This is a genomic window from Chitinophaga sp. H8, assembly GCF_040567655.1.
Taxonomy (GTDB): Bacteria; Bacteroidota; Bacteroidia; order Chitinophagales; family Chitinophagaceae; genus Chitinophaga; species Chitinophaga defluvii.
The window spans coordinates 1,979,783-2,006,397 of record NZ_JBEXAC010000001.1 but is presented as its reverse complement, the minus strand read 5'-3'; the positions used below and the strand labels follow the sequence as shown (position 1 = coordinate 2,006,397).

General features: G+C 42.9%; 19 protein-coding genes. 8 read left to right on the top strand and 11 right to left on the bottom strand.

The features are described 5' to 3' along the window. The first annotated feature begins 156 nt into the window (after positions 1-156). From ABR189_RS07620 to ABR189_RS07605, 4 genes are all read left to right on the top strand, one after another. Positions 157-681, top strand: coding sequence for an LVIVD repeat-containing protein (locus ABR189_RS07620; protein WP_354659872.1), 525 nt, complete (start codon positions 157-159; stop codon positions 679-681). Continuing rightward, complete coding sequence (locus ABR189_RS07615; RefSeq protein WP_354659871.1) at positions 678-1,433, top strand: LVIVD repeat-containing protein; 756 nt, start codon at positions 678-680, stop codon at positions 1,431-1,433. Before ABR189_RS07620 ends, ABR189_RS07615 begins: the two co-directional genes overlap by 4 nt. A gap of 2 nt (positions 1,434-1,435) precedes the next feature. After that, positions 1,436-2,107, top strand: coding sequence for a DUF3575 domain-containing protein (locus tag ABR189_RS07610; RefSeq protein ID WP_354659870.1), 672 nt, complete (start codon positions 1,436-1,438; stop codon positions 2,105-2,107). An 87-nt stretch (positions 2,108-2,194) separates the two neighbouring features. Then, the gene (locus tag ABR189_RS07605; RefSeq protein WP_354659869.1) at positions 2,195-3,016 is read left to right on the top strand and encodes an SDR family oxidoreductase; all 822 of its coding nucleotides are present in this window, start codon (positions 2,195-2,197) and stop codon (positions 3,014-3,016) included. Positions 3,017-3,056: 40 nt separating this feature from the next. On the opposite strand, the gene ABR189_RS07600 is transcribed toward ABR189_RS07605, so the two are convergent. Next, positions 3,057-3,875 (bottom strand): hypothetical protein, encoded by an 819-nt coding sequence (locus tag ABR189_RS07600; RefSeq protein ID WP_354659868.1) that lies wholly within the window; start codon positions 3,873-3,875, stop codon positions 3,057-3,059. An 879-nt stretch (positions 3,876-4,754) separates the two neighbouring features. On the opposite strand from ABR189_RS07600, the gene ABR189_RS07595 reads away from it, so the two are divergent. Next, the gene (locus ABR189_RS07595; RefSeq protein WP_354659867.1) at positions 4,755-6,059 is read left to right on the top strand and encodes an O-acetylhomoserine aminocarboxypropyltransferase/cysteine synthase family protein; all 1,305 of its coding nucleotides are present in this window, start codon (positions 4,755-4,757) and stop codon (positions 6,057-6,059) included. Positions 6,060-6,204: 145 nt separating this feature from the next. On the opposite strand, the gene ABR189_RS07590 is transcribed toward ABR189_RS07595, so the two are convergent. Beyond that, a complete protein-coding gene (locus tag ABR189_RS07590) occupies positions 6,205-8,661 on the bottom strand; it encodes an AsmA family protein (RefSeq protein WP_354659866.1) in 2,457 nt (818 codons plus the stop codon). Positions 8,662-8,674: 13 nt separating this feature from the next. Then, the gene (gene glk, locus ABR189_RS07585; protein ID WP_354659865.1) at positions 8,675-9,751 is read right to left on the bottom strand and encodes a glucokinase; all 1,077 of its coding nucleotides are present in this window, start codon (positions 9,749-9,751) and stop codon (positions 8,675-8,677) included. A 193-nt stretch (positions 9,752-9,944) separates the two neighbouring features. On the opposite strand from glk, the gene ABR189_RS07580 reads away from it, so the two are divergent. After that, positions 9,945-11,726: a glycoside hydrolase family 15 protein gene (locus tag ABR189_RS07580; RefSeq protein WP_354659864.1), complete on the top strand. Its 1,782-nt coding sequence runs from the start codon at positions 9,945-9,947 to the stop codon at positions 11,724-11,726. A 58-nt stretch (positions 11,727-11,784) separates the two neighbouring features. Here the strand turns inward: ABR189_RS07580 and ABR189_RS07575 are convergent, their stop codons facing one another. The 8 genes from ABR189_RS07575 to ABR189_RS07540 form a co-directional block, all read right to left on the bottom strand. Then, the gene (locus ABR189_RS07575) at positions 11,785-13,986 is read right to left on the bottom strand and encodes a bifunctional alpha,alpha-trehalose-phosphate synthase (UDP-forming)/trehalose-phosphatase (protein ID WP_354659863.1); all 2,202 of its coding nucleotides are present in this window, start codon (positions 13,984-13,986) and stop codon (positions 11,785-11,787) included. 361 nt (positions 13,987-14,347) lie between these two features. Continuing rightward, positions 14,348-15,307: a Gfo/Idh/MocA family protein gene (locus tag ABR189_RS07570; RefSeq protein WP_354659862.1), complete on the bottom strand. Its 960-nt coding sequence runs from the start codon at positions 15,305-15,307 to the stop codon at positions 14,348-14,350. 50 nt (positions 15,308-15,357) lie between these two features. Next, positions 15,358-16,992, bottom strand: a complete 1,635-nt coding sequence (locus ABR189_RS07565) for a hypothetical protein (protein WP_354659861.1) — start codon at positions 16,990-16,992, stop codon at positions 15,358-15,360. 94 nt (positions 16,993-17,086) lie between these two features. Next, positions 17,087-19,063 carry a heavy metal translocating P-type ATPase gene (locus ABR189_RS07560; protein ID WP_354659860.1) on the bottom strand — a complete coding sequence of 659 codons (1,977 nt, stop codon included), beginning with the start codon at positions 19,061-19,063 and terminating at the stop codon, positions 17,087-17,089. 40 nt (positions 19,064-19,103) lie between these two features. Then, on the bottom strand, positions 19,104-20,369 hold the full coding sequence (locus ABR189_RS07555) for an efflux RND transporter periplasmic adaptor subunit (RefSeq protein WP_354659859.1): 1,266 nt from the start codon (positions 20,367-20,369) through the stop codon (positions 19,104-19,106). A 12-nt stretch (positions 20,370-20,381) separates the two neighbouring features. Continuing rightward, on the bottom strand, positions 20,382-21,611 hold the full coding sequence (locus ABR189_RS07550; RefSeq protein ID WP_354659858.1) for a TolC family protein: 1,230 nt from the start codon (positions 21,609-21,611) through the stop codon (positions 20,382-20,384). An 11-nt stretch (positions 21,612-21,622) separates the two neighbouring features. Then, the gene (locus tag ABR189_RS07545; RefSeq protein WP_354659857.1) at positions 21,623-24,796 is read right to left on the bottom strand and encodes an efflux RND transporter permease subunit; all 3,174 of its coding nucleotides are present in this window, start codon (positions 24,794-24,796) and stop codon (positions 21,623-21,625) included. 136 nt (positions 24,797-24,932) lie between these two features. Further along, a complete protein-coding gene (locus ABR189_RS07540; RefSeq protein ID WP_354659856.1) occupies positions 24,933-25,247 on the bottom strand; it encodes a DUF6660 family protein in 315 nt (104 codons plus the stop codon). Between the two features lie 126 nt (positions 25,248-25,373). On the opposite strand from ABR189_RS07540, the gene ABR189_RS07535 reads away from it, so the two are divergent. Both ABR189_RS07535 and ABR189_RS07530 read left to right on the top strand, forming a co-directional pair. After that, complete coding sequence (locus tag ABR189_RS07535) at positions 25,374-26,069, top strand: LytR/AlgR family response regulator transcription factor (RefSeq protein ID WP_354659855.1); 696 nt, start codon at positions 25,374-25,376, stop codon at positions 26,067-26,069. A gap of 146 nt (positions 26,070-26,215) precedes the next feature. Continuing rightward, complete coding sequence (locus ABR189_RS07530) at positions 26,216-26,425, top strand: hypothetical protein (protein WP_354659854.1); 210 nt, start codon at positions 26,216-26,218, stop codon at positions 26,423-26,425. Positions 26,426-26,615 lie beyond the last annotated feature (190 nt).

The window sequence follows — 26,615 nt, the reverse complement described above, 5'->3', positions numbered from 1 at the left end:
AATACTCATCCTCATTAAAAGATATCCCGGCTAGCAGGGCAGCCGGGATATCTTTTATGCTGCATATTGCTGCCTTCTCATCTCATAACCATTTATTTACCTTACAATTGTAACTTTTGCAATATTTTGCCGTTCCATATAGATAAAACAACCAACATGCTACGCCTTTACCTTCTATGCTGCTTATGCCTTAGTTTATTTTCCTGTAGGGATGACGTTAGATGGATCAATGGATCAGTAAATGGTTTTGTACCTGTTTACTCAAAAGATACCATGTCCAGGGAGATTACCGTTAAGCCAGTACGAAATACAACCAAAGCAGGAAAAATATATACTTATAATAATTACCTCTTTCAGAATGAAGTTGATTCCGGTATCCATATTATTAATTATGCGGATAAACTACATCCCCAGAAAACGGCGTTTATCAGTATTCCTGGTTGTACAGAAGTAGCTGTGGAAGATCACTTCATATATGCCAACAACTACAATGATCTGGTGGTAATTGATATTTCCTTATTGCCGGCAGTTAAAGTGACCAACCGTGTTCCCAATGCCTTCCCGGCAGTAAATCAGATGTATCCACCTGAAAATGGATACTTTGAATGCGTGGATCCTTCTAAAGGCAGGGTCACCGGCTGGAAACGTCAACAACTAGTAAATCCTAAATGTCAACGATGAAACATTTTTACAATTACTTATACCTACCTCAGCTTATACTGTCCCTGCTTATATTCAGTGGCATTTCCTGTTCAAAAGAAAACAATAACCTTGCCCCTAAAAATAACACAGGCGCAGGTGGTTCGTTGAATATGTTTACTATTACAGCCGGGCATTTGTATATCGTAGAAGGCAGCAATCTTCAGGTATATGATCTTAAAGATCCTGCGAAGCCTGTTTTTAAGGCAAAGCAGAAAATAGGGCGTGATATTGAAACTATTTTCCCGTACCAGGACAAATTATTCATCGGCTCCAGGGATGCGATGTACATATTTAGTCTCACTGATCCTGCCAACCCGGAACAGATAGGAATGGTTAATCACTTACGCAGCTGTGATCCTGTAGTAACGCAAGGCAATACTGCCTACGTCACCTTGCGCAGCGGTGCAGCATGTGGCGGCAACCTCAATATACTGGTAGTGTATGATATTAGCAACATCCAGCAACCTGTACAAAAACAACGGATCAATTTTGCACATCCTTATGGGCTTGGGATAAAAGAGAATGCCCTATATGTATGTGATGGTTCAGCCGGGCTGCATATCCTGGACATCAGCGAGCCGCTCACTCCAAAAGCAGACTCTGTTATTAATGATACATTCTATGATGTCATTCCTTATGGAGATGTACTTATTTGCTACCTGGAAAAGGGAATTGCTTTATATGATATCAGTACCCCATTGAAACCTGTTTTATTATCCAACATTAAATAATAATGAAACCTATATATTTCTGCATCATATTATTGTTATCAGTGAGCAGTTGGACCTATGCCCAACTTAGAGTAGCCAAAGCAGATAAACTGCCCATAGAAGGAGTTTATCCCATGGAACCGGCATTTATTATCAGCACCAATGTATTCTCTCTTACTGAACCTGATGGAGGACCATCTCTTGCTTTGGAATACCGTTTTAACCTACATTGGTCCATTCTGGTAGAAGGCACGGCTATATTATATGACCTGACTGAAAACGAAGCCGGTGGCTCTAACAAAGGATATAGGATAAGGCCGGAAGCACGTTATTACTTTGCAGGTAAACATAAGACATTCAGGGGCTTCTTTGGAGTTGAAGCAAGTTATAAACAGGTAGACTTTCAGGAGTATGTCACCCTGGATCATGAAAACTATTATGAGAGGACAGCCTATTCCAGGCGGAAAAAGATGGGTGGAGGGGCATTTAAAATAGGTTTTCAAACCTTCTTTGACAAGAACAGACGGATCATATTTGAGTTATATGGAGGAGCTGGTTTCAAATACCGTCATACCGACAAGAAGGGGATGCCTGAAAATGTTTATGTCCCCAGATTCAAAAACCCCTGGAGGTTAGACGAAGATGGATTGATGCCTAATATTCCGATGGGAGTTAAAATAGGATATAGGTTATAAAAACAGGTAATCCCCCAATTAAGACCCTGCCTCCACTAATTCATTCAACAATTATTGGTAACTTCCTGTTCCATCAAAACATCTCTTATGTCATTCAAAGGCAAAACAATAGTGATTACCGGAGCCAGCAGGGGAATTGGCAAAGCAATAGCCTTACGGTTGGCGCAGGATGGCGCGAATATAGTGATCGCCGCCAAATCTGTTACAGAAGATCCCCGCCTGGGTGGGACTATCTTTTCGGCCGCAGCTGAAATAGAACAGGCCGGAGGCAAAGCACTGGCTGTGGCCTGTGATATCCGTGATGAAGATCAGATTAAAAATGTGGTACAGCAGGCAAATGAACATTTCGGAGATATTGATATCCTTATTAATAATGCGTCCGCCATTTTCCTCGGCGGTACTGAAGCATGCCCAAGTAAGAAGTTTGACCTGATGCACACCATCAATGTCAGGGGTACTTTTCTTATGACACAGCATTGTATTCCGTCTTTAAAAAAGGCCGTCAATCCGCATATCCTCACATTATCTCCGCCGGTTAACCTGGATATTAAATGGCTTGCTCCCCATATTGCATATACCCTAAGCAAATACAATATGAGTATGATGACTATGGCCTGGGCAGCCGAATTCAAAAGCAACCACATTGCTGCAAATGCACTATGGCCGGTAACAACTATTGGTACTGCTGCAATACAGAATCTGCTGGGAGGCGATAAAATTGTTGAAAAGAGCCGTAAGCCCGCCATACTTGCGGATGCCGCATATTATCTACTTCAACAGCCCTCTGTTGAATGCACAGGGCACCTGTTTCTCGATGAGGAAGTATTGAAGCAATTTGCCGGAATCACTAATTTTGACGACTATGCCATGCAACCTGGTGCTTCCTTACAGAAAGACCTTTTCCTCTGATATACATAATATGCATCTCTCTATAGAATGCTATTGTATATCAATTATGATCAGATAGGAGTTTCCGCTGATAGAAAAGCACGGAATCCTTTTTTTGAATTCTGCTAAAGTAAAGTACTTTCCTGTCATACAGAAACCTGGGATTTACTTCAGTGGGGAAATTGGCATACAACTCCTCCATTTTATGAATACACTTTAACAATGAGTCTGAATGAGCGCCAGATGCATTATAAGCAACTGCCAGTTGACTATACACACGGTTAATCAAAGAAATATTGTCTCGGAGCCGGCTAAGCAGGAGTGAAAGCGCCTGATAATTCCGGTCAATTGCTTTATCAATCTGGCTACATGCTTCGTCTGATTGCGCGGCAGCTAATAATATAACTATTTTTTGCTTTGGCGTAAGTTGCAGGGAAGTATCCGTTATCAAGGATTGTGCAGCCTGATTGTAAAAATAATTAGCTTCCTGTGTACGTTCTTCCAGGTTAGCAATATTACCTTCTCCTGCATTCAATAATACCTTCTCTTCTTCATTACCCTTTTGCCCTTCCATTAGATTCCATGCCTGTTCCATATGCCATTTAACAGAATCCAGGATATTCTGCTGATAATATACTCCCGCAATATTATAATGAATTTTTGAGAGCAATACCGAGTCGTTATACTTGTTATTGAACAAGTATTGCTTCCAGAAGTTTAGCTTTTTCTGAAAACCAGCAATACTATTGGATTTTACCATAGCCTCATTCAGCGCTGCTAACCCTGATTCCCGCTGAGGGAGCTTATTTCTTTTATACTTTTCACTACAAGAAAACAGCAGGGTCAAAAAACCAATGACTGCGATATAAATTAGCTTCATCCAGATAAAATATTACAATTTTAGAATATGCCGGTATAAAGATAATTTTTTGCAACCAGATACAGGTGGAAGTGCAAGGCTCAAAAGTTATTTTTGGGCAACAGTAGGTAAGTATAGGACAGTTGCCTCTTAGCGATGGTAAAGGGTTATAAGGATTATTCAAGGAATCATACTTTGATGTCAGCCGGTTCTATAATCCTTTTGTGTACAGCCTGAATGGATATGATAAATTATCAGACCGTTATTTTATAACAAATACTTCACAACATCACTTTACCTGGAGTCGCGATTAAATCTTAACCGGATCCCAGGAATATATTGTTATGGGTGAAATTTATGCATACGGTTGGTAAGCAATCAGAGAGCATAAAACCTTCTTTAGAGATCCGGAAATGCATGGCTGCTTTCCGGATCTCTGTTTACCGAAGTAATTTAAGGGAGGATGAGAAACTGATTCTAGAATGGGGCCTGTAGTTAATTAATTGAAATTCAAGAGGAATGAGAAAGGGGTTTCAATAATCTTCTATTTAACATAACGTAAATTATAAAACATATTAAAGTATTTTATTTTTACCTGACAAGTAATAAGTTGTCTATCCCTGGTGTAAATGGTTATCGGGGTCTATACAATTGTTCCCTGATCTCTAACAATATCGCGCTAGCTTTTATTGAATCAGGTCTATCAGGTAAATCACAATCAATATATTACTTTTAGCCAGGATCACTTATTCACCCTCAAACAATAGGTAATCCGATTTTTTTAATTTATTTTGTTTAATAAATAAGTCTACTTATTTTGTAGACTAGATTACCTGACACTGCCTTCCCTTAAAGAAACCAGTATCAGGTAATTTCCTTTACCTTAAAAACTTATACAATATGTCTAAAAAGCCTTTAAGTTTTGAAACACTGCAGGTACATGCAGGATACCAACCAGAGCCAACCACCAAATCTGCGGCAGTGCCCATTTATCAAACCTCTTCCTATACTTTTGATAGTGCGGACCATGCGGCTGATTTGTTCCAGTTGAAACAGTTTGGCAATATCTATACCCGTATCATGAACCCCACTACGGATGTGTTTGAGAAACGTGTCGCTGCATTGGAAGGTGGTGTTGGCGCTTTGGCGGTTGCATCCGGACAAGCTGCGCAATTCATTGCATTGCATAACATTCTGTTACCCGGAGATAACTTTGTGGCCTCTTCCTTTCTATACGGTGGTACCTACAACCAGTTTAAAGTAAGCTTTAAAAGAATTGGTGTAGAAGCCCGCTTTGCCAACCTGGATCAACCGGAGAGCTTTGAAAAGCTGATTGACGAGAGAACAAAGGCAATATATGTGGAAACAATCGGTAATCCTGGTTTTTCTATTCCCGATTTTGAAAAACTGGCTGCGATAGCCCGTAAATATGACCTGCCTTTTGTAGTAGACAATACTTTCGGGGCTGCCGGATACCTGTGCCGTCCACTGGAACTAGGCGCTAATATCGTGGTACAGGCTGCTACCAAGTGGATCGGGGGCCATGGTACCAGTATTGGAGGTGTAATTGTCGATGGTGGTAATTACAATTGGGGTAATGGTAAATTCTCCCAGTTTACCCAGCCCGATGATGCCTACCACGGCATGAAGTTCTGGGAAGTATTTGGCGACCAGAGTCCATTTGGCAACATTGCCTATATCATCAGAGCCAGGGTTACAGGCTTACGTTCCTGGGGCCCGGCAATGGCACCTCAAAATGCTTTCCTCTTTATCCAGGGATTGGAAACACTTTCACTTCGCGTACAGCGTACGGTAGAAAATGCCTTGGCACTGGCGCAATGGCTGGAAAAACATCCACAGGTAGAATATGTAAGTTATCCTGGCCTGCCTGGTAACAAATACCATGAACTGGGTAAGAAATACCTTAAAAATGGATTTGGTGGTGTATTGTCCTTCAAGCTTAAAGCTGGCAAAGAAGCTGCTGATAAATTTGTACAGTCACTGGAACTGATCTACCACCTGGCTAATGTGGGCGATGCTAAAACACTGATCATTCACCCTGCCACTACTACCCATCAACAGTTAAGCCTGGAAGAACAACGTTCTGCAGGAGTAGAACCGGGTTTATTGAGATTATCTGCAGGTATTGAACATATTGATGATATTAAAGCCGACTTACAACAGGCTTTCGATAAAGTCAAATAATATTCGCTCACAAAACAACAACCCTGCTGGCCACTATAAAACCAGCAGGGTTGTTTATGTATGGAGGATACTATATTGTACCCTTACCCTGCCTTGGCCCCCGGAGTTGCCAGGTTATTAAAAAGGGGAAACTTTAATTCCTGCATCAATAATTCCGGTCTGCTGCCGACACCTCATCCTTTTTACCACTACCCAATTTAATTTTCACCTTTCCATTATCATCATCTACTGCTCTCAGGTGCAAGACGAGCCCACGATTACTTCTTTTACGCCTTTCTTTCTTATCCGTGATCAAGGAATCCTTTTGAGGGTTACGTAAAGGAATATCCAGGTTGATATTTGTTCCCTTTCCTATGCCATATACTCCGCCTACATCTATATTTAACGCACTGGAAGCAATCCGCATGGGCGGAATAATGATTTTAGATCCTTGCAACTGTAACGTATTTTTAAGGTTCTCAAAAGTAATTTCGGAAAGATTACGCTTACGGAAAACAAAGTTCCCTATTTCCTCCAATGGCCCAAAATGCATCAGTGCTCCCTGCCTGAGATCAAAACGCAATGTTCCATACAAGGAGTGCGGAGCCAGATTACCATTATCATGTATATTTCCTGTAATCGCAGCATTAGCAGTTAATATCCCCTTTAGGTTCTTTGACCCCAGAGATTGCATACCAAAGTTTTCGAAGGCATAAAACAACTGGTCTATGTGTACATTATTAATCCCAGCATTTAATTTAAACTTATTGTCGTTTCCCTGTTGCTGTAATACCCCCTCTAATTGCAATGATCCTCCTGCATGCTGCAATGCAATCTTGTTCAGCCTTATACCCGTTTGCATCAACACAATATTGGCCACTACATTTTGTGCACTGAACTGACGGTAATTTACCTTACCTAGTTGTATCTGCATATTTGCACTGGAGGCATTCAACATCACATCCAGCTGCTGTGCTGCACGGCTGATATTCTTTTTAACACTGGAAGGTGTCTTTTTATGTTGTTTACGCGGGATAAGGAAAGCACGGAATTCATTCAGATCTACCAAAGGGCTGCGAATTACCCAATCCAGCAATATTTTCTCCGGTGCACTAAAATAAAGATTCATGAGATTACGGATACTGCCATCCATCATTAAAGTACTCTTACCACTTTGTATATTGATATTTTTCAGGTAGAGATCTTTACCGGTAAAGTCCAGCAAGGCAGTACAATTACGAAAAGACAAATCTCTGGGCAGATAAGTTAATGTTCCATTTTCAATCCGGACGGTCCCTTGTATAAATGGCAGTATGGTATCACTTGATACAAGCCCACCCTTATAATACAAATCCGCTTTAGCACTCCCCTCCTTAAACTGGAACGACTCCTCATTGGTAAGTGAGTTTAGCCGGTTTAACGGGAAATCTGAACGAAAGCGTGCTGTCATACCAGGATACTTCAAATTCAACACCCGCAAGGTATCAGCTGAAATAGGAATGTCAAACCACTTTCCTTTCAAATGATAAATATTGATGGCGGAGTTCTCATCTGTAAACCCCTTCCCTGCTACTACTTCATTATTATATCCTCCTGAGAAGCTGCAACTGTCCAGTATAACCTTATGCGCTACCAATGTATTGTTGGTTACAGTCCAATTTACTTTTACCCATGGTGTACTATGAGGCAATAAACTGCCCTGTATATCTGCCACCACATCCATAGGTTGCTGGATATCATAGGGACCGAGCTTTGAGGCAGTTCCCGGTAACAAAAAAGAAGCGGCTTTTCTAAAGAGTACCTGATTAGCTATCACCTGCAATCTAAACGCCGGTGAAGTGCCATCAAAGAAAAAATCTGCACCAATATCCAGTGCCTGCCCATCAACCCTGAAACGCTGGGAAGGAATGTAAAGGACTTTTTTCAGTTTATTGAAATATACCTTTATATCCATTTCCAGGGTTTTGTCTTTTATATAGCTTCCTCGCCCGGTATTAAATGAAAAGTCTTTGGCCAGAATATCAGTACGCATATCAAACACATATCCCGTATCACTGGCATCCATTTTTCCCCGCAATGATTTTATATCCAGATGGAACAGTTTTCCCTTTTGCTGATTGTCCAGCACAAAGCTGATATTTTCCAGGCGCAACCGGTTGATCACAGCATCTTTACTACCATTGTTTTTGGCAGCACTGTCTTTTTTTTGTCTCAGAATACTCGTGTTAGAATACCCTGTACTATCTGTAAACAGATAAACCGTTCCTTCCTCCAATGTCACTTCACGGATATCTGCCTGCTTCCCCAATAATGAAAAGGTATTTATTTTAACAAAGATATCTTTCACAGCCAACAAGGGATGCTGATGATGGCTAAATAAACTATCCTGCAGTTTCACATCTCTTAATGCAAGAGATATATTAGGAAAGCTTCTTACCAATGCAGGTTCCATATCCCCTACTGTGAGTTTACCATTTATCTTCTCATTTAACTGGCTGGTGATCTCTGCCAGCAGATTAGCTTTGTTTTTATTGATATAAAGCGCCATGCCCAACCATAGCAGTACAATGAGCACAATAATACTACCTGCTGTTATAAGGGTTACTTTCAGCCATTTTTGCATACAGTTTCACATTCTATGATGAAAGATGGGATGATTCAACATTCATTCCAGCTCCATAATAAGCTGCTCCCCAAAGGGCTGTTTTATCATTGTTAATAATATGAATAGGTACTGCCGATAATAATTCCACCATACGATCACTTTGAAGGTAATGGTTATAGAAGTCGTTATTCTCTAATAACGGGGCTATTTTAGGAGGAATACCTCCTCCAAGAAATAACCCACCGGTAGCCTTCATCTTCAATACCAGGTTGGAGGCTTCTCTGCCAAGGTAGCGTACAAACAATTCCATTGTCTTAATGCAAATAGGCGCCTTTCTGCCAATACCATTTTCACTGATGACCGCTGCCGTGTCTTTTTCTTCCATCGCTTTGGCAAGCCATGCAGGCTCATCCATACCTTTTACGTCTCTCAAAAAAAAGTAAATATTGTTAATACCCGGACCGGATATCAGACGTTCCCAGCTGGCTACTTCATACTTTTCCTGTAAATACTTCAGTAATTCCATATCCAGATCGGTACGAGGGGAAAAATCACAATGTCCTCCTTCTGTTGGAAAAGGATGATAAGCTTTTCCATCCCAGTACAGTCCGGCTTCTCCCAATCCTGTTCCCGGCGCAATAATGGCCATATTTCCCTTATGCTCAGCATTTCCCTTATGCAAGGTCAACAGCTTATCTGGTGATAAAGTAGCCAACCCATAGGCCGTAGCTTCCAGGTCATTAATCAACGCTACCTGATTAAGTCCGGTATTTTCACGGATCTCATCCTCACTTAAATCCCTTGACAGATTGGTCAGCTCTACCCTACCTTTGATAACCGGGCCGGCTACGCCAATACAAATACGTTCCGGAGGGGTATCCGGATGTTGTGTAATAAAATGCTGGATAATCTCCGTAAAGGATCCGTACTCCCTGGAGCGATAAGTATGCTCCTGCAATATTTTCAATGTTTCCCCGGTTGCACTGAATAATGCGAGGTTTGTTTTGGTGCCTCCCAGATCTCCCGCTAATACATACACCTCTCCACTCCCTTCGTGACGATGAGTAGTAAAACGAGGTAAATAGGTTTGATTTTTAACTGTTTGCATTACACAAATCCTTTACTATTAAATTTAAGCATCCTGCTCCAATTTCCGGCACTAATTCTCATATATAAGCCAATTTATGTGCTATACTTGAAATTATACGTTAAATTAACAGCTATTGGAACAGCTTTTGTTTGTAATGAACAATTTAAAAGGATTTGTGTAAAGTTTGTGTAAAGCTAATAATATCATCAGCATGGAAAGACATACCTATCAGACCGGTCTCATTGGCAATTGTGCATTTTTAGCGCATATCAATAAGAATACGAACGTAGACTGGCTTTGCTGGCCCAGGATGGACAGCTCCTTTATTTTCGGAGGATTACTGGACAAACAAAAAGGAGGGGAATTCTCTATCCTGCCGGCCCATGACTATACTTCCCGGCAGTACTACCTGGATAATACCAATGTGCTTTGTACGGAAATTACCACGGCAGAAGGTAAATATGTGGTAACAGATTTTGCGCCACGTTTTCTGCAATATGAACGCTTTTTTAAGCCCCTAATGCTGATCAGGAAGATAGATCCTGTAGAAGGTTCTCCCCGTATACGGGTGAAATGCAACCCTACCTGCGATTATGGCACTGCTCCGTTACAAAAGCTCCGGGGCAGCAGTCATGTGGAATTTGAAGGCTGCGATGAAAAAATAAGACTCACTACCAATATCCCCGTCAGTTACCTCTTTGAAGAAGAATTCTTTGTGCTCAATGACACCCGGTACATGATCCTGACATACGGACATCCACTGGAGGCACCACTGATAAGTACTGCTGAACGCTTCCTTCGTGAAACAATCGCATATTGGCGTCTGTGGATCAAACATTCTTCTATTGCCAATTTTTATCAGACCTACGTGATCCGCTCTGCCCTCACGCTTAAAATACACCAGTATGAAGATACCGGGGCTATTATTGCCGCCAGCACCACCAGCTTGCCCGAATACCAGGACAGCGGGCGCAACTGGGATTACCGTTATTGTTGGTTAAGGGATACTTACTATGTAATTACTGCACTCAACCATATTGGTCACTTCGAGGAAATGGAACGGTACTTTAACTATGTTACGGATATCTCCTTTTCGGATGAATTCCGGTATCAGCCTTTATATGGTATTACCGGGCAAAAAACGTTGCAGGAAATCATACTCCCCCATCTTGCCGGTTACCTGGGCAACCAGCCTGTTCGTATAGGCAATCAGGCATATGAGCATATCCAGAATGATATCTACGGGCAAGTGCTGATATCCATGCTTCCACTTTATACAGATCACCGGTTTATATTTTCAGAGAGAAAGGATTCGGACAAATGGATTGAACTGCTGCTGGGCAAGATTGAACGTACCATCGATGAAAAGGATGCTGGTATCTGGGAATTCCGCAATATGGCCAATATCCACTGTTATAGTAATCTGTTTCAATGGGCAGGTTGCTGCGCTGCTGAAAAAATGGCGCGTACCATTGGGCATCAGCAATTGGTGCAAAGGGCAATAGCACTTAAAAACAAGGCTGCTGCACATATTGAAAGCTGTTATGATCCGGTTAGAAAAGTATATACCAACGCTGCGGGAAGTAGTCATCTGGACGCCAGCACCCTGCAACTTATTATGATGAACTATCTGAAGCCGGATTCTGACCGCGCCAGAGACCACCTGGTGGCACTGGAAAAGGAGCTTAAAACACCGCAGGGATTATTTTACCGGTATTTGCATGCAGATGATTTTGGAAAGCCTAAAACCACTTTCCTGATTTGTGCTTTCTGGTATGTGGAAGCGCTGGCTTGCGTAGGCCGCATAGATGATGCCATCAGGGAATTTGAAAATCTGTTACAATATTCTAACCATCTTTTGCTCTTCAGTGAAGATATAGACGAAAAAGATGGCAGCCAATGGGGTAATTTTCCACAGGCTTACAGCCATGTAGGCCTGATGAATGCTGCCTACCGTATTGCAATGAAACTGGATGTTCCCATCTTTATTTAAACGGAATAACAACTTAAACACAGTGGGCTATTATCTCTGATAATAGCCCACTGTTATTTTATTGTCTTGATTTTATGAATGTTTTATGTGCAACCAGTGTTTTCAGTAAATACCTTACTTCCTGGTGGCTGCGTAAATGATACCTGGCTACTGATACCTGGCTGCCTACTTTGATAGTAATTGCCTCTTCCGGTAATGCCTTAAAGATGTCTTCATCTGTAAAATCATCTCCGATCGCCAGGATAAAATCATATGCCTGTTCTTCCAACCAGGTAAGCGCAGCTTTACCTTTATTGATTTCCACATTCTTTACTTCTATCACCTTATCTCCTGGCAATAATTGCAATCCTTTATCGCTGGTATAATAACGCAGGGTATTCATCAATTCATTGGCACGTAATTCTCCTAATCCTGATTCTACCTTGCGATAATGCCATACCAGGGAAAAACTTTTTTCTTCAATGAAAGAGCCAGGTGTACGGTCGGTAAAGCCCTCCAGAATAGGGGCTATTTCCTGCTTCCATTGATCATTTAATCCCGGTTGCCTTTGCCATTCCTGATGAATTGGTTTTTGCCATACGCCATGCTCAGCTATCAGATTGAGTGGCAAATGACCGAACCATTCTTCCAGTGTTTCGTATTTCCTGCCACTGATAATATAAACATGGTTGGAAGAATCATCTGTAAGCTCATGCAGCAGTTCATACAGGTCATCATCCGGTGATGCCATATCAATATTCGTTTTAAACCCTACCAGTGTACCATCATAGTCCAGGAATATGATCCGCTTTTCTGCCTGATCGTACTCACTGCGTATGTACTTCTCTGTTTCCAGGTTTATAAGCCTTGCCAGCATAGATTGCTGCATCTTATTGACCTCTACCAGCGTAGCCATAAATAACTTCACCCAATGCGAAATATTAAACTTCGCTACTACCTGACGCATAGATTTCATCCGTCGCTCTTGCTCTGCCAGTGGCATATCCAATGCTTCAATTATGGCATTGGTCATGGCGCCAATATTATTCGGATTTACAATAATAGCGTCCATCAACTCCTTGGATGCCCCTGCCATTTCACTAAGTACAAGCACCCCATCGTTATTGGTACGGCTGGCTACATACTCTTTACTTACCAGGTTCATCCCATCACGCATAGGTGTTACCAGGCAGATATCAGAAAGCGTATACAGGGCTGATAAAATTTCTATGGGGAAGGAACGGTAAAAATAATGGATAGGGTTCCAGCTCATTGTACGATACCGAGCATTGATATTCCCTACCAGCTTATCTATTTCATCACGTAACTCCTTATACTGTGGCACGGTATCCCTCGAAGGCACCACAATCATACAAAACCCTACCTTTTCAATATACTCCGGATGTGTTTGTAATAACAGTTCAAAGGCCTGTAAACGCTGCAGGATACCCTTACTATAATCCAACCGGTCGATAGAAAGGAGGATACGTATATTCTGGAACTTTTCCCGCAACCCATGTGCCTGTTGTATAACTTTATCCGAAGCTGCCAGTGATTCAAATCGTTGATAATCTATTCCCATAGGGAAAGTATCTACAACCACAAAACGGTCATTGATGGTAACCACATTAGAAGAGGTCAGCACGGGCAGAATACGGCTGGCTGCATTCATAAAGTGACGGGTATCATCGAATGTATGAAAACCTATCAGATCTGCTCCTAACATGCCTTCCAGCAGTTCGGCCCTCCAGGGAATAAGACGGAACAATTCGTAAGAGGGAAAAGGGATATGCTGAAAGAAGCCGATGGATATTTCAGGTAATATTGCCCTGATCATTCCTGGCAATAATAGTAACTGGTAATCATGAATCCAGATAGTATCCCCTGGTGCTGCTACTGAAAGGATGATTTCCTTAAACTTGTTATTCACCTGGTAGTAGGAATCCCAATAGGCTTGTTCATACCTTGCATAAACGCCCATATAATGAAATACAGGCCAGAGGATTTCATTCGAAAATCCTTCATAATAATTATTGATTTCATCCTGTGTTAAATATACCGGCAGCAAGTTCATTTCTGCCAGTTTTTCACGTACCGTTTCCTGCTGTTCAGCATCTGCCAATTCAATACCAGGCCATCCTATCCAGATGTTATTTCCCTCTCTGTAAATAGAGCCAAGACCGGTAGCTAATCCGCCTTCACTTGCTGTTGCTGTAAAAGCACCTTCATTTTCAGCAATCTTTACCGGTAGTCTGTTCGATACAATAATGGTCTTTCGCATAATCTGGTTTGTATGTCTATTATCTAATATTTATACTGTTAATCAATACCTTTCAACACGTCTTAATTTATAGGGACTATAATAATAGCACGCAAAAAATACACCCAAAATGAGCGTAACTGTCGAAATATGTAATGCTGAATTTACCTTTGGTGAAGTTGGTTCATCAACAGGGTGGCCAGAATAGACTGTAGAATGTACTACTGGCTGTAAAACTATCTCAGATAGCGTATTGGTGCAAGATACAATTTTAAAATAAAAAATCCGGCAGAAAATTCTCCTGCCGGATGTCTTCATCCCTTTTATGACACAAAATGCTGTGCATTTTTTTCGTCAATATGTGTAATTCATATAATAACTATTACTTAACAAAAGCATCCAGCAATAACATGCTCTTATATCCTTCCCTGGCTGAACAGGGGTTCTCTGCTGTTCCCTGAAAATATTTTACCACCGCTTCAATCATGGGCTGCTGAATATGTTTAGGCGTTTGAAACTGATGTACTTGTGCACCATCCTGATTATGTACCTCTACCTTTTCAATATTGGAGAAAAAGGAGAAATGAATACTCCCTGTTGTACCCGTAATAATACATTCATCTTTTACTTCATTGGCTGGGGATGCAAAATTCCAGCACCCATTAAACAAGATGTTACCTGGCAACACCATTTGTCCACTTACAATATCGGGCACATTTCCGCTGATACTGGTACCCGTACCGAAATAACGGGAAGGCATGCCAAAATAATACAGTAGAATATCCAGCTGATGCGGGGCAAGGTCATGAAAATGCCCGCCACCTGACAATGCTGTTTGAAGGCGCCAGTTGTGTTCTTGCGCTGTGGTTGGCTGTTTCCACAACTGTAATTGTACCATGCGCACCTGGCCAATAGCCTGCTGATCCAGCAGGGATTTTATGAATGAAAAAGAGGGCAATCTACGGCGATAGTGTGCCATGGCAAACTTAATTCCCTTACTTTCTGCTACACTGGCAATCACACTGGCAGATTCTGCATGCAGTGCCATCGGCTTTTCCAGGTACACCGGCAGGCCCCGCTCCAATGCAGCCAATGCATATTGCTGATGTGAAGCAGGTGGGGTAGCTACATAGATAGCATTAATTTCGGGATCATTGAGTAAGGCGCGGGCATCGTTATACCATTTCTTTACACCATGACGCCTGGCATAATCTGCCGCTTTCTCTGCATCACGGCGCATTACAGCTACCAACTCGCTTCCTGGTACCAGATTAAAGGCCGGACCACTTTTAACTTCTGTTACATTTCCACAGCCAATAATTCCCCATTTAATCGTTGTCATGCATGCTATTTTTACTTAAAAATAGCACAATTCAGATATTGCACAAGTTATTAAAGTTGTAACCAGGCGATATATGCTTTTTTATCGCTTCCATTTCTGGAAATCATAACGGTGGCGTATATATTCCCTTCTGCAGCGTAATCAGATGCACCTAACATGCAATAGTAGCCTTTATCTGCATCCGGAACACCAAATGGGAAAGTCCGCTGTACATGGCCGTTCTGATACCGGTAACAAACCAGATTAGCATCATTGGCATATTTCAAAGGTTTATGCGCTTTTTCTGAACCACCTTTTTCCAGGTACTGGAGATAATCATTAAAAAGCAGAAAGGTCGCCTGTGTTCCCCGGAGATACTCAAATGATAAGTAAGTATTGGTATTCAACGCCTGTATTTTATTCCGGAAGCTCCACTCCCCTTTTACCTTACGCTGCAGATAAAAGGGTTCACAAATGCCATTTACTACCTGCGCTTTGGCAATAGCAGTACCATCTGTTTCTATTCCGGCTGTATCCAGCTGACATATGCCGATATCCCCTAAGTTAGTGTGCTGCTTAAGGTATTGATGATGACCTTGTGTAAATTGGGACAGGTTTTCAAGCAATAAGGTACTGCTGCCATCTTCGTGTAAAAACCACTGTTGAGGTAAGCCGCTGTAAGTCCCTGTATATCCCAGATGTTGCTGCGCATAAGCGGAAGTCTTATCCCATTGCAGGGGGTGATGGCTTTTTAATTTACCATCAATGGCCTCTATATCATTGAGAAATACCTGATATCCATCTTCTTTTCGGCCTTTTCCTGCTGGTAGTACCAGTAGCAGCCGGAACAAATGTCGTGCTGCCTGATATTGTATATTTGCCTTTACATTACCCGTACCTGCAGTATAGTGCAGCGGTTGATGTTCAAATGTTTGCCGGCTGCTTTTCAATGTGGATACAATTACCTTCGATGCAGCTACTGTAGTCTTGCTCCTGGGATTAAAACCAGTAGTTGCCAGCAATACCTGACTACTATCTGCTACTGCCATGCCTAAATAAGTAAAATACCGGAATGTACTGTCAGGCAAATAATAACAGGCCTGATTAATCAGTTCATGGTTGGGCGAAAAATGCAACAGTCGTACCCTTTCATGGGTATTTTCATCACGCCGGATCTCTCCTCCGGCAAATAAAGCCACTGCATAATAACCGCTATTGGCATCCTTTTCTACAAAACAATCGTGTGAAGCCAGGTTATTTAAAGCATATACATCTTTTTGTAAAATGGAGGGCAGCTCTCCCAGCCTGTCTTCTCTGATCACACTTCCGTTTTCACTATCCAGAACGATACGGAACAGGCATGGCTTATATTTAATCAACTGCTGGAGAAAAATGACCACCTGCCCATTCATCTCAAAAATGCCATCTACTTCCGTTTCTCCCATGTTCCGGGCATCCCATCCGGCACCTACAATTGTATCTGTGGCCACTATGGTACGCTGCTGATTATAGATGGTTACTTCAATGCCTGCCTTACGGGTAAAATGCAGATAAACGGTATGTCCGTTCTTAAGTAGCAGCAGTTTATCCCAGCCATCTACCGGCTCATTAAAGGCCGGGCCTAACTGCACCTGTGGTGGCTGTGCCTGCAAAGTACTACCCCAGCCTATTATCCATAAGCAAAGAGAACACCAAAAAAGCTTCATGTATTAATTAATTATATTTTTCAAATATATGAAATATATAATTAGTATTAATATATATAATACAATGGAGAGCTAGCTATAACCAGGTATGCTATTATTGGAATTTCATCCGTTGTATCCTGATCGCATTTAAAATGGCCAGAAAAGCTACGCCTACATCTGCAAATACAGCTTCCCACATAGTGGCCAGCCCCCCCGCTCCCAATATCAGCACTACGGCTTTTACAGCAAATGCTAATGTAATGTTCTGCCACACAATCCTACGTGTCATCTTACCTATGCGTATTGCCACAGGTATTTTAGATGGCTGATCATTCTGAATCACGATATCTGCGGTTTCGATAGCAGCATCACTTCCCAGTCCACCCATCGCAATGCCTGCATCGCTCAACGCTATCACGGGGGCATCATTCACACCATCCCCCACAAAGGCCACACTGCTATTGGCAGCCTTAATCCCCTTTACCTTATTTACTTTATCTTCCGGCAGCAAATCACCAAAGGCTTGTGTAATACCCAGTTTTTCTGCCACATATTTTACTACAGAAGACTTATCTCCGGAAAGCATCACCGTGTTTACCTGCAAATCATGTAGTTGTTGAATTGCTTGCGGGGCATCTTCCTTGATTTCATCTGCAATGGTGATATACCCAGCGTACTTACCGTCTATGGCGATAGCTACCAGGGTTAATACAATGGCTTCGGGATTCACCGGATAAGGAATGCTGAATTTGTCCAGTAGCTTAAAATTACCTACCAGTAATTCCTTTCCTGCTACTACCCCTTTCAGCCCGTGCCCAGCAATCTCTTCTACTCCGGTTACCGCCAATACCTGTGCTTTAGCTCCCAGGTATTCATGTATGGCTGTAGCTACCGGATGGGTAGACCGTTGCTCAATCACATTCACCCATTGCAGCACAGCGTCCTCATCCAGGCCTGGTTCCAGCTTTACTTCCTGTACCTGGAATACGCCCCTGGTCAATGTGCCTGTTTTGTCCATCACCACATTTTTAATAGCAGCCATTACATCCAGGTAATTACCTCCTTTGAAAAGGATCCCATTCCTGCTACCGGCTCCTATCCCACCAAAGTATCCCAGTGGAATTGAAATCACCAGGGCGCAGGGACAGGAAATGACCAGGAAGATCAGTGCCCGGTATAACCAGTCATTAAACACATACTGCTGAACAAAAAAGTAGGGCAATAAACATATCGCCACCGCCAGAAAGGTTACGATAGGTGTATAGATCCGTGCAAATTTCCGGATGAATAACTCCGTGGGGGCTTTCTGGGTAGTGGCATTTTGTACCAGATCCAGTATCTTGGACAACTTACTGTCGGCATACACCTTGGTTACCTTTACCTCTGCTACAGTACTGCCATTGATCATTCCAGCCAGTACATCTTCCCCTTTCTTTTTAGTATCAGGCTTACTTTCTCCGGTCAATGCTGCGGTATTGAAGGTAGCCTTTTCAGATAACAACTCACCATCCAATGCCAGTTTTTCGCCGGGCTTTAACTGCAGGATACTCCCTGTCGCAACAACAGCTGCTTTTCGTTTTACCGCTACGCCATTCTCCAACACATTTACTTCATCTGGACGTTGATCCAGTAAGCTTTTAATATTAGCTTTTGCACGATTTACGGCGGCCGACTGGAATATTTCTCCTACCGCATAAAACACCATCACTGCCACGCCTTCCGGATATTCTCCAATATAAAAAGCGCCTACAGTGGCAATTGTCATTAACAAAAACTCACTGAATACATCTCCTTTCACCAGGGTAAGCCAGGCATCCTTTATTACAGGTATGGCTACCGGTAAATAAGCACACAGGTAATAAATCAATCTCACCTGGCCGTTAAAAGCAGGCCAGTAATTATCCATGGCAATTCCTGCCAGTAATAATACCAGGCTGATCACACATAAAATGAATGCCCGGCTTTTCCACCATACACCAGCTCCCTGCTCATGACTGTGACCTTCGTGATCATGATCATGCCCTTTGTGTCCGGCCTGTTTAGCTGGTTGCTTTATCTCTTCGTCCGTATTACAACATTGTTGCGACATGGTATATCCTGTTTAGCTGTTATTAGGAAAATCTTATTGATTAATGGGCATGCCCACCACTGTTTTTCTTCTTGGCCAGCAAATCATAAGCACCTTTTACTGCAATAGAAGCATTAGCAGGTACCTCTTCCGGCAATGTGATTTCGGTATATCCAAACTCACTGTTGCCTTTTTTCACTTCCACCATAGCAAAATGATGTATTCCTGCTGCCACTTCCTCTTGATGCTTATCTTCGTCTGCGCCATGTTTATGACCAGGCTGTCCATGCGCCGGCCCCTCTTCCATGGCTACATTCACAAAAACATAAAACTTGTTCTCAAAGTTCACTATCGCAGCATCCGGCACCGCATTTACTTTAGCGGCACCTGTTTCTATCATTGCCTGCAGATAAGCTCCCGGCAACAGTTGCCGGTCTTCCTGCTCCAAATGGCAATGTACCCGCACCGTACGTTCCTCACTGATTTCCCTGCCTATCAGATGCAAAGTGGCTAATCTTTCTTTCGTTTCGCCAGCCAGGGTAAACCGTACCGTTTGCCCTATCTTCAGCTTAGGAATATCCTTTTCAAATACCGTTAACTCTGCGTGCAAGTGCTCTGTATTTACAATCCTGAACAAAATATCTGCCGGATTTACAAACTGCCCCAGATTCACATTCACCTGTGTTACGTATCCGCTAATAGGTGAATTAATACTAATAGTACGCTGAATATTTCCTTTCTCCAAAGCAGCAGCACTGATATTCAGCAATCCAAGTTTCTCTTTTAAGCCAATGCTTTTTACTGATAATGATTGAAAGCTAGCCTTTGCCTGCTGCAGGGTTTTCTGCGCATTCACATTCTCTTTTGCCAGTTCCTGCTGACGTTCATATTCTTCCTTTGCATACTCCAGCTGACTTTTTACATCCAGGTAATCCTGCTGCAACTGTATATAATCCATGTTCTCCAATACAGCGAGCGACTGTCCCTTGTTTACCCCCATTCCCTGCAACAAGGTGGTTTGTTTAATAAACCCTCCCATTGGTACAGATACACTCACCATTTGCTGGGGAGGTACATCCAGATAGCCATTTACCTTCACGGTACCACTGATCTGTCTTGGTTCCGGTTGCCCCAGCTGAATACCGGCTGTTTGATATTGAGCAGCCGTTAATGTTACCGTATTACCTTCATCATCGTGATGGTCTTCTCCTTCCCCCGCACTTTCTGCTGTTTTCTCTGCCGTAGTATTTCCGCAGGATATCAGGCTGGTGGTAGCTACCGCCAGTATTACAGGGATGATTATATGAAAAGTTCTTTTGAACATCATTGTAAAGATTAATTAGTGATTACCTTGTAAAAAGTCAATGTATAAAGCAGCCAGCTTTGCATCCAACAATGTCTGCAAATAACCCTGCCGGATATTCAGTACCTGCTCCATATTAATAAAATGCTCCGCATAACTTATCTCCCCTTTACTATAAGCCAATTGCGACTGCGTAAGGATTAATTCCGCATTGGGTAAGGCGGTGCCTTTATAATAAGACAGGTTATGCTGTTGTTTAATATACTGCTCAATTGCCTGCTGATATTCCCCCTTCAGCAATGTCCTGCCGTTATCATAGTTCAGGCTGGCTGCCTGGCGTTGCTTTTCTTCTGCCCGCACCCTGGCTTTCATTGGGCCTAACCATAAAGGCAATGCCACTCCTACCTGAAAGCCCTGAAAACGGTTGCTGCCAGTAGCCATTTTTACACCGGCGGCATCTACAGGAGTACCTATCAGCGAAAGGTTAAAATACCCCAATGTAATGTCTGGCATAATACTGGCGTTCAGGAGTTGCTTCTGTTTTTCTGCAATGGAAACATCCTGTCGTAAGTATTCCAGATAAGGATTATTTTTTATCACTCCTGTATCTGCAGTAATGGTGATATTTTGTTCGGGAATACCGGATTCAGTAAGCTCCGGGATATCATTTGTCATCAGCAGCGCCTGCAGGCGGGCTGTAAAAATAGCAGCATCTGCTTCCTGCTGCTTCAACTGATTCTTCACTTCATTCAACCGGCCTTCTGCAGCTACTTTTTCCAACATGCGGCTTTCACCAGTACGGTACCGCAGCTCTGCGCTCCGTGCAAATGTAGTAAAGAGGCTGTCCTGATGCAGTAGCAGCCGCTTTTGTTCTTTCTGATGCAGCAATTGCATATACACCTGTTTCACCTGGTATACCAGTTCATTCTGTGTATTAGCTTTGAACCAAACTGCTTTTTCTTCCTGTGCCTTACTCAACTGCTTACGGGCCCCAAATACAGTGGGAAAAGGAAGCGCCTGGCTGATAGCAAAATGGTTATCGTTCTTCACATAACTGTTATACTGACCATATTGTAATGACACATCCGTTTTAGCTACCTCACCAGCTGTTTTGGTCAGGTACCGGTAATACTCCACCTGCGTTGCGGCAGATTGCAAGCCCTTATTTTGCTGTAACGCCATTTCCACCGCCTTATCCATTGTTAATGGAAGCGACTGGGCCATTGCACCAAAAGGCAATAAGAGCAATAATATCCTGATATACATAAGCATATATTTTAAAGATCCTGTTTGGGGTGATCATTTGTCTGCAAAACGTCTGTTCCTCCTTTCCTGTTTGCAAACTTTTCAAAATAAATATACAGACAGGGCAACACCAGCAAAGTAAGCAAGGTGGAGGTGATCAAACCGCCAATCACTACAGTAGCCAGTGGCCGTTGCACTTCCGCTCCCGCACTGGTAGCCAGCGCCATTGGCAGGAAACCCAGGGAAGCTACGCAGGCTGTCATCAGCACCGGCCTCAAACGTGTAGCCGTTCCTTTTAATACAATGTCCCTCAAACTGCTAATACCATCCTGTTTTAAACGGTTAAACTCCCCGATCAATACAATGCCGTTTAATACTGCCACACCAAACAAGGCAATAAAACCTACGCCTGCGGAGATACTGAAAGGCATCCCCCTTAGCAGTAAAGCAAATACACCACCAATGGCAGCCATAGGAATGGCGGTAAAGATGAGCAGGGATTGTTTTACAGAATGGAAGGTGAAATACAATAAGGCAAATATTAACAGTAAAGCGGCCGGCACAGCGACAGACAAGCGGGCATTGGCCTCTTTCAGATTCTCAAACTGTCCTCCATAACGGATAAAATAACCTTCCGGCATTTTTACCTGCTGTCCGATTTTCTTTTCTATATCTTGTACTACACTGGCAATATCTCTTCCCCGCACGTTGAAGCCTACGATAATTCTCCGTTTCGCGTCTTCCCGTTGAATCTGATTTGGCCCGATAGCCATCTCCACTTTGGCCAGCTGTTGTAGGGGCACCTGGTTACCATTAGGGGCAGTAATAAACAGGTGTTGTACGTCCTCAATGGCCTGCCGGCTTTCATGTCCCAGCCGGACCACCAGGTCAAAACGCTTTTCCCCTTCATATACCAGTCCTGCACTCTGTCCGGCAAATGCTGTATTGATCGCCTGATTGATCGTTTCTACATCCAACCCGTATTCTGCAATCCTGGCACGATCTACTGATACCACAATTTGCGAAAGCCCCCCTATCTGCTCCACATACAGGTCTTTTGCACCATTCGTGCTGCTTACAATACCTCCTATCTTTTCTGCCAATGAGGCCAGTGTGCCCAGATCCTCTCCAAATATCTTAATCCCGACATCCTGCCTTACACCAGAGATCAGTTCATTAAACCTTAACTGTATAGGTTGGGAAAAACCGAAATTAACACCCGGTATAGCCTCCAGCGCTTCCTGCATCTTATTGGCCAGCTCTTCGCGATTCCCGGCACTGGTCCATTCTTTTTTCGGCTTTAACAGGATTGTCAGATCGCAGGCTTCCATCGGCATAGGATCTGTGGGTATCTCAGCCGACCCGATCTTACCAATTACCTCTTTTACTTCCGGGAAATTTTTGATCAATATATCTGATGCCAGCGTGATCTTATCAATTGTTTCCGACAAAGAGCTTCCTGTCAGCAATCGGGTTTCTACTGCAAAATCCCCTTCATCCAGCGTAGGAATAAACTCTCCTCCCAACCGGTTAAACACCAATAGTGCTATTACAAATAGCACTACGGCTATTCCTATTATCCAGCCTTTTATTCTCAATGCTCCCTGTATCAACGGGTCGTACAACCGCTGAAAGAATGCCATCATCCTATCTGAGAAAGTGGTTTTATTCCGGATGTTTTTGTCCAGAAACAAGGCAGATATCATTGGTACATAGGTAAGCGAAAGAATAAATGCCCCCAGGATGGCAAAGGATACCGTTTGAGCCATGGGCTTGAACATCTTCCCTTCGATCCCTACAAGGGCCAGAATGGGCAGATAAACGATCAATATAATGATCTCTCCGAAGGCAGCAGTGCTCCTTATCTTGCTGGCGGAATCATACACTTCTGCATCCATTTCCTCCTGCGACAGGCGCGCCATACCCGGCTTACCTCTTTTATATACCAGGTGATGTAAAGTGGCTTCCACAATGATCACTGCACCATCCACAATTAGCCCAAAGTCAATTGCTCCCAGGCTCATCAGGTTGCCCGACACGCCAAAGAGCCGCATCATGGCAATGGCAAACAGCATGGATAAGGGGATCACCGAAGCAACAATCAGCCCTGCACGCCAGTTGCCCAAAAACAGTACCAGCACAAATATTACGATCAATGCGCCTTCTATCAGGTTCTTTTCTACGGTACCAATTGCCCGCCCTACAAATTCACTTCTATCAAGAAAGGGCTCTATTACAACACCTTCCGGCAGCGTTTTCTGAATTTCTGCTATACGTGCTTTCACATTTGCCACTACCTCATTGGCATTTTTACCTTTGAGCATCATTACAATCCCACCTACTGCCTCACCATCCGCGTTACGGGTAAGGGCGCCATAACGGGGGGCTTCTCCGATCTGCACGGTAGCCACATCCCGTACCAGCACAGGAATCCCCTGGGGAGTGCTCTTGACTACGATGTTCTCAATATCCCGGAGATCACCAATCAATCCTTCACTCCGGATAAAATAGGCATTAGGCTTTTTATCAATATAGGCACCACCGGTATTCTGGTTATTGCGCTGTAATGCCGTAAATACATCAGTAATGCTAAAGTTATAACTACGTAATTTATCCGGATTCAATGCCACCACATATTGTTTCAGCAAGCCACCAAAGCTGTTTACCTCTGCAATGCCCGGCGTACCTAAGAGTTGCCGCCGTATATACCAGTCCTGAATAGTCCTTAACTCACGTGCGTCGTATTTCTTTTCGAACCCTTTCTGCGGATGTACCACGTATTGATAAATTTCTCCCAGCCCGCTGGAGATAGGTGACATCTCCGGCATACCAATACCGGGAGGAATGCTGCTTTTTGCTTCTCCCAGCTTTTCATTTACCTGCTGACGTGCCCAGTATATATCTATGTCATCATGAAAGACGATGGTAACTACTGATAATCCAAACCGGGAAATAGAGCGTATTTCCTGCAATTCAGGTATCACTGCCATTGTTTGTTCTACCGGAAAAGTGATCAGCCGTTCTACTTCCTGCGCTGCCAGGGAGGGCGACAGCGTAATTACCTGTACCTGGTTATTCGTTATATCAGGTACTGCATCCACAGGCAGGCGGGTGAGCGAGAATACACCCCACACGACCAGCGCCAACGTGAAAATGCCTATGATTAACTTGTTCTTTATGGAAAAGTGAATGATCTTATCCAGCATGAATAATGGTGCTTTAATAATAAATAATAATGGCAGCCGGAGTGTATACATAACTCACCCCAGCAGAAACAAAACACGTCTCCTGCCAGGCCATTATGTATAAACGCCTGTCCATTTTAGTATCTGCTAGCAGTCATTAAACCAGTTGTGGAGGTTGCCAGATATTATCCGCAATAGCAGCGGGCGGATTAACAGCAACTAAAGCGTAAGTCATCAGCAAACGCTGATCTGCAAAATTGTATACGGTACTTTTAAGTGGGGTGATCTGTACACTGCAACACGAGCACACACATAGCGGGGAACAAAAATCCATATGACGATCCTGATCGGTATGAGGTACTTCTATAGTAGATTGAACAGTAGTTTGCACATCAGCTACTGCGTGATCACTGCAGGGAATGCAGGCCAGTGCCAGTATATAAAAGCTGAATATGTAAACGAACCATTTCATGATACAAAAATAAGTATAAATATTAAAACCTATTCCCATAAAAAGTGCAGCAAAGTTGCGTAAGCAGCTATAGTACCGCAGTCGCGTAACTTTTCGTAGATTAGCATGCCTTAATTAGTATAACAGATGAACTGTCTGATCGTTGATGATAATAAAATGGCCCGCACGGCTATGAAACAGTTGGCCAGCCATGTAACACATTTGCATGTAACCGGCGAATGCAGCAGTGCAATGGAGGCTTACAATCTGCTTCAAAAAGAGAAGATAGATCTACTGTTGCTTGATATTGAAATGCCGGGTATGAGTGGGCTTGAATTGACCCGTAACCTGGGTAAAAAAAGGCCGCTCATTATCTTCACGACTGTTAAAAAAGACTATGCCGTGGAAGCCTTTGAATTAAATGTGGCCGACTACCTGATAAAACCGGTAAGTCCTGCACGGTTCATACAGGCTATTGAAAAAGCAAGGGAAATAGCAGACAGCAACAACCGGGAACTTCAGGTATCGGACAATGAATTTGTATTTATAAGGGATAATGGCATCCTGAAAAGAATAAATACCGCCGATATTTTATTTATGGAAGCCATGGGCGATTATGTCAAGTTATACACCGGTCAGAAATTTCACGCGATACATACTACTTTAAAATCCCTGGAAGAAAAACTGTCTGCTTCCCATTTTATGCGGGTACACCGTTCTTATATAGTGGCGCTGGACAAAATAGAAGCCATAGAAGATGGTACCATCATTATTCAAAAAAATGCGATACCGGTAGCAGATGCTTACCGTGCAGCCCTGAACAGCCGGCTGAATCTCCTGTAATCAGGCAACTGCAACTTTCCTCTAACGACACTTTTTCCTTTTTTACCGATAGCTGATGCCTGTTGGGCCATTTGCAAAAGTAAAGTACCTTTTGCCATACTACCTTTAGGTCGTTAAGTTATTCATTAAAATAAAAACTAGAGATCATGAAAAAGTTAGGTATAATGATGACCGCAGCAATATTGTTCCTGGGTGCATCTGCCTTTGCAAATGACGTAAAAGTAAAACAGGAAAAACCTGAAGTGAAAAAAGAAGCTGCTACGCAGACAAAAACGCCTAAAGCACATAAAATGCACAAACATCACCACAAGGCAAAAGCAGCTGCCCCTAAAGCAGCTCCTGCTCCAAAAGCATAAGCTATAGTGGTTTTAGGTTCGAGGAAAAAAGGACTATTCTATTTTTAGCAACTACAGGCAAACAAAATCTGCTTTCACCCATATGCTGATAAGGTGGAGGCAGATTTTGCTGTTCCGGAACTGCACTATTTCCGAACCATCCGTTAATTATTGTTGTTATCCTTGCTAATACCTTGTCATAGCTGCTTTT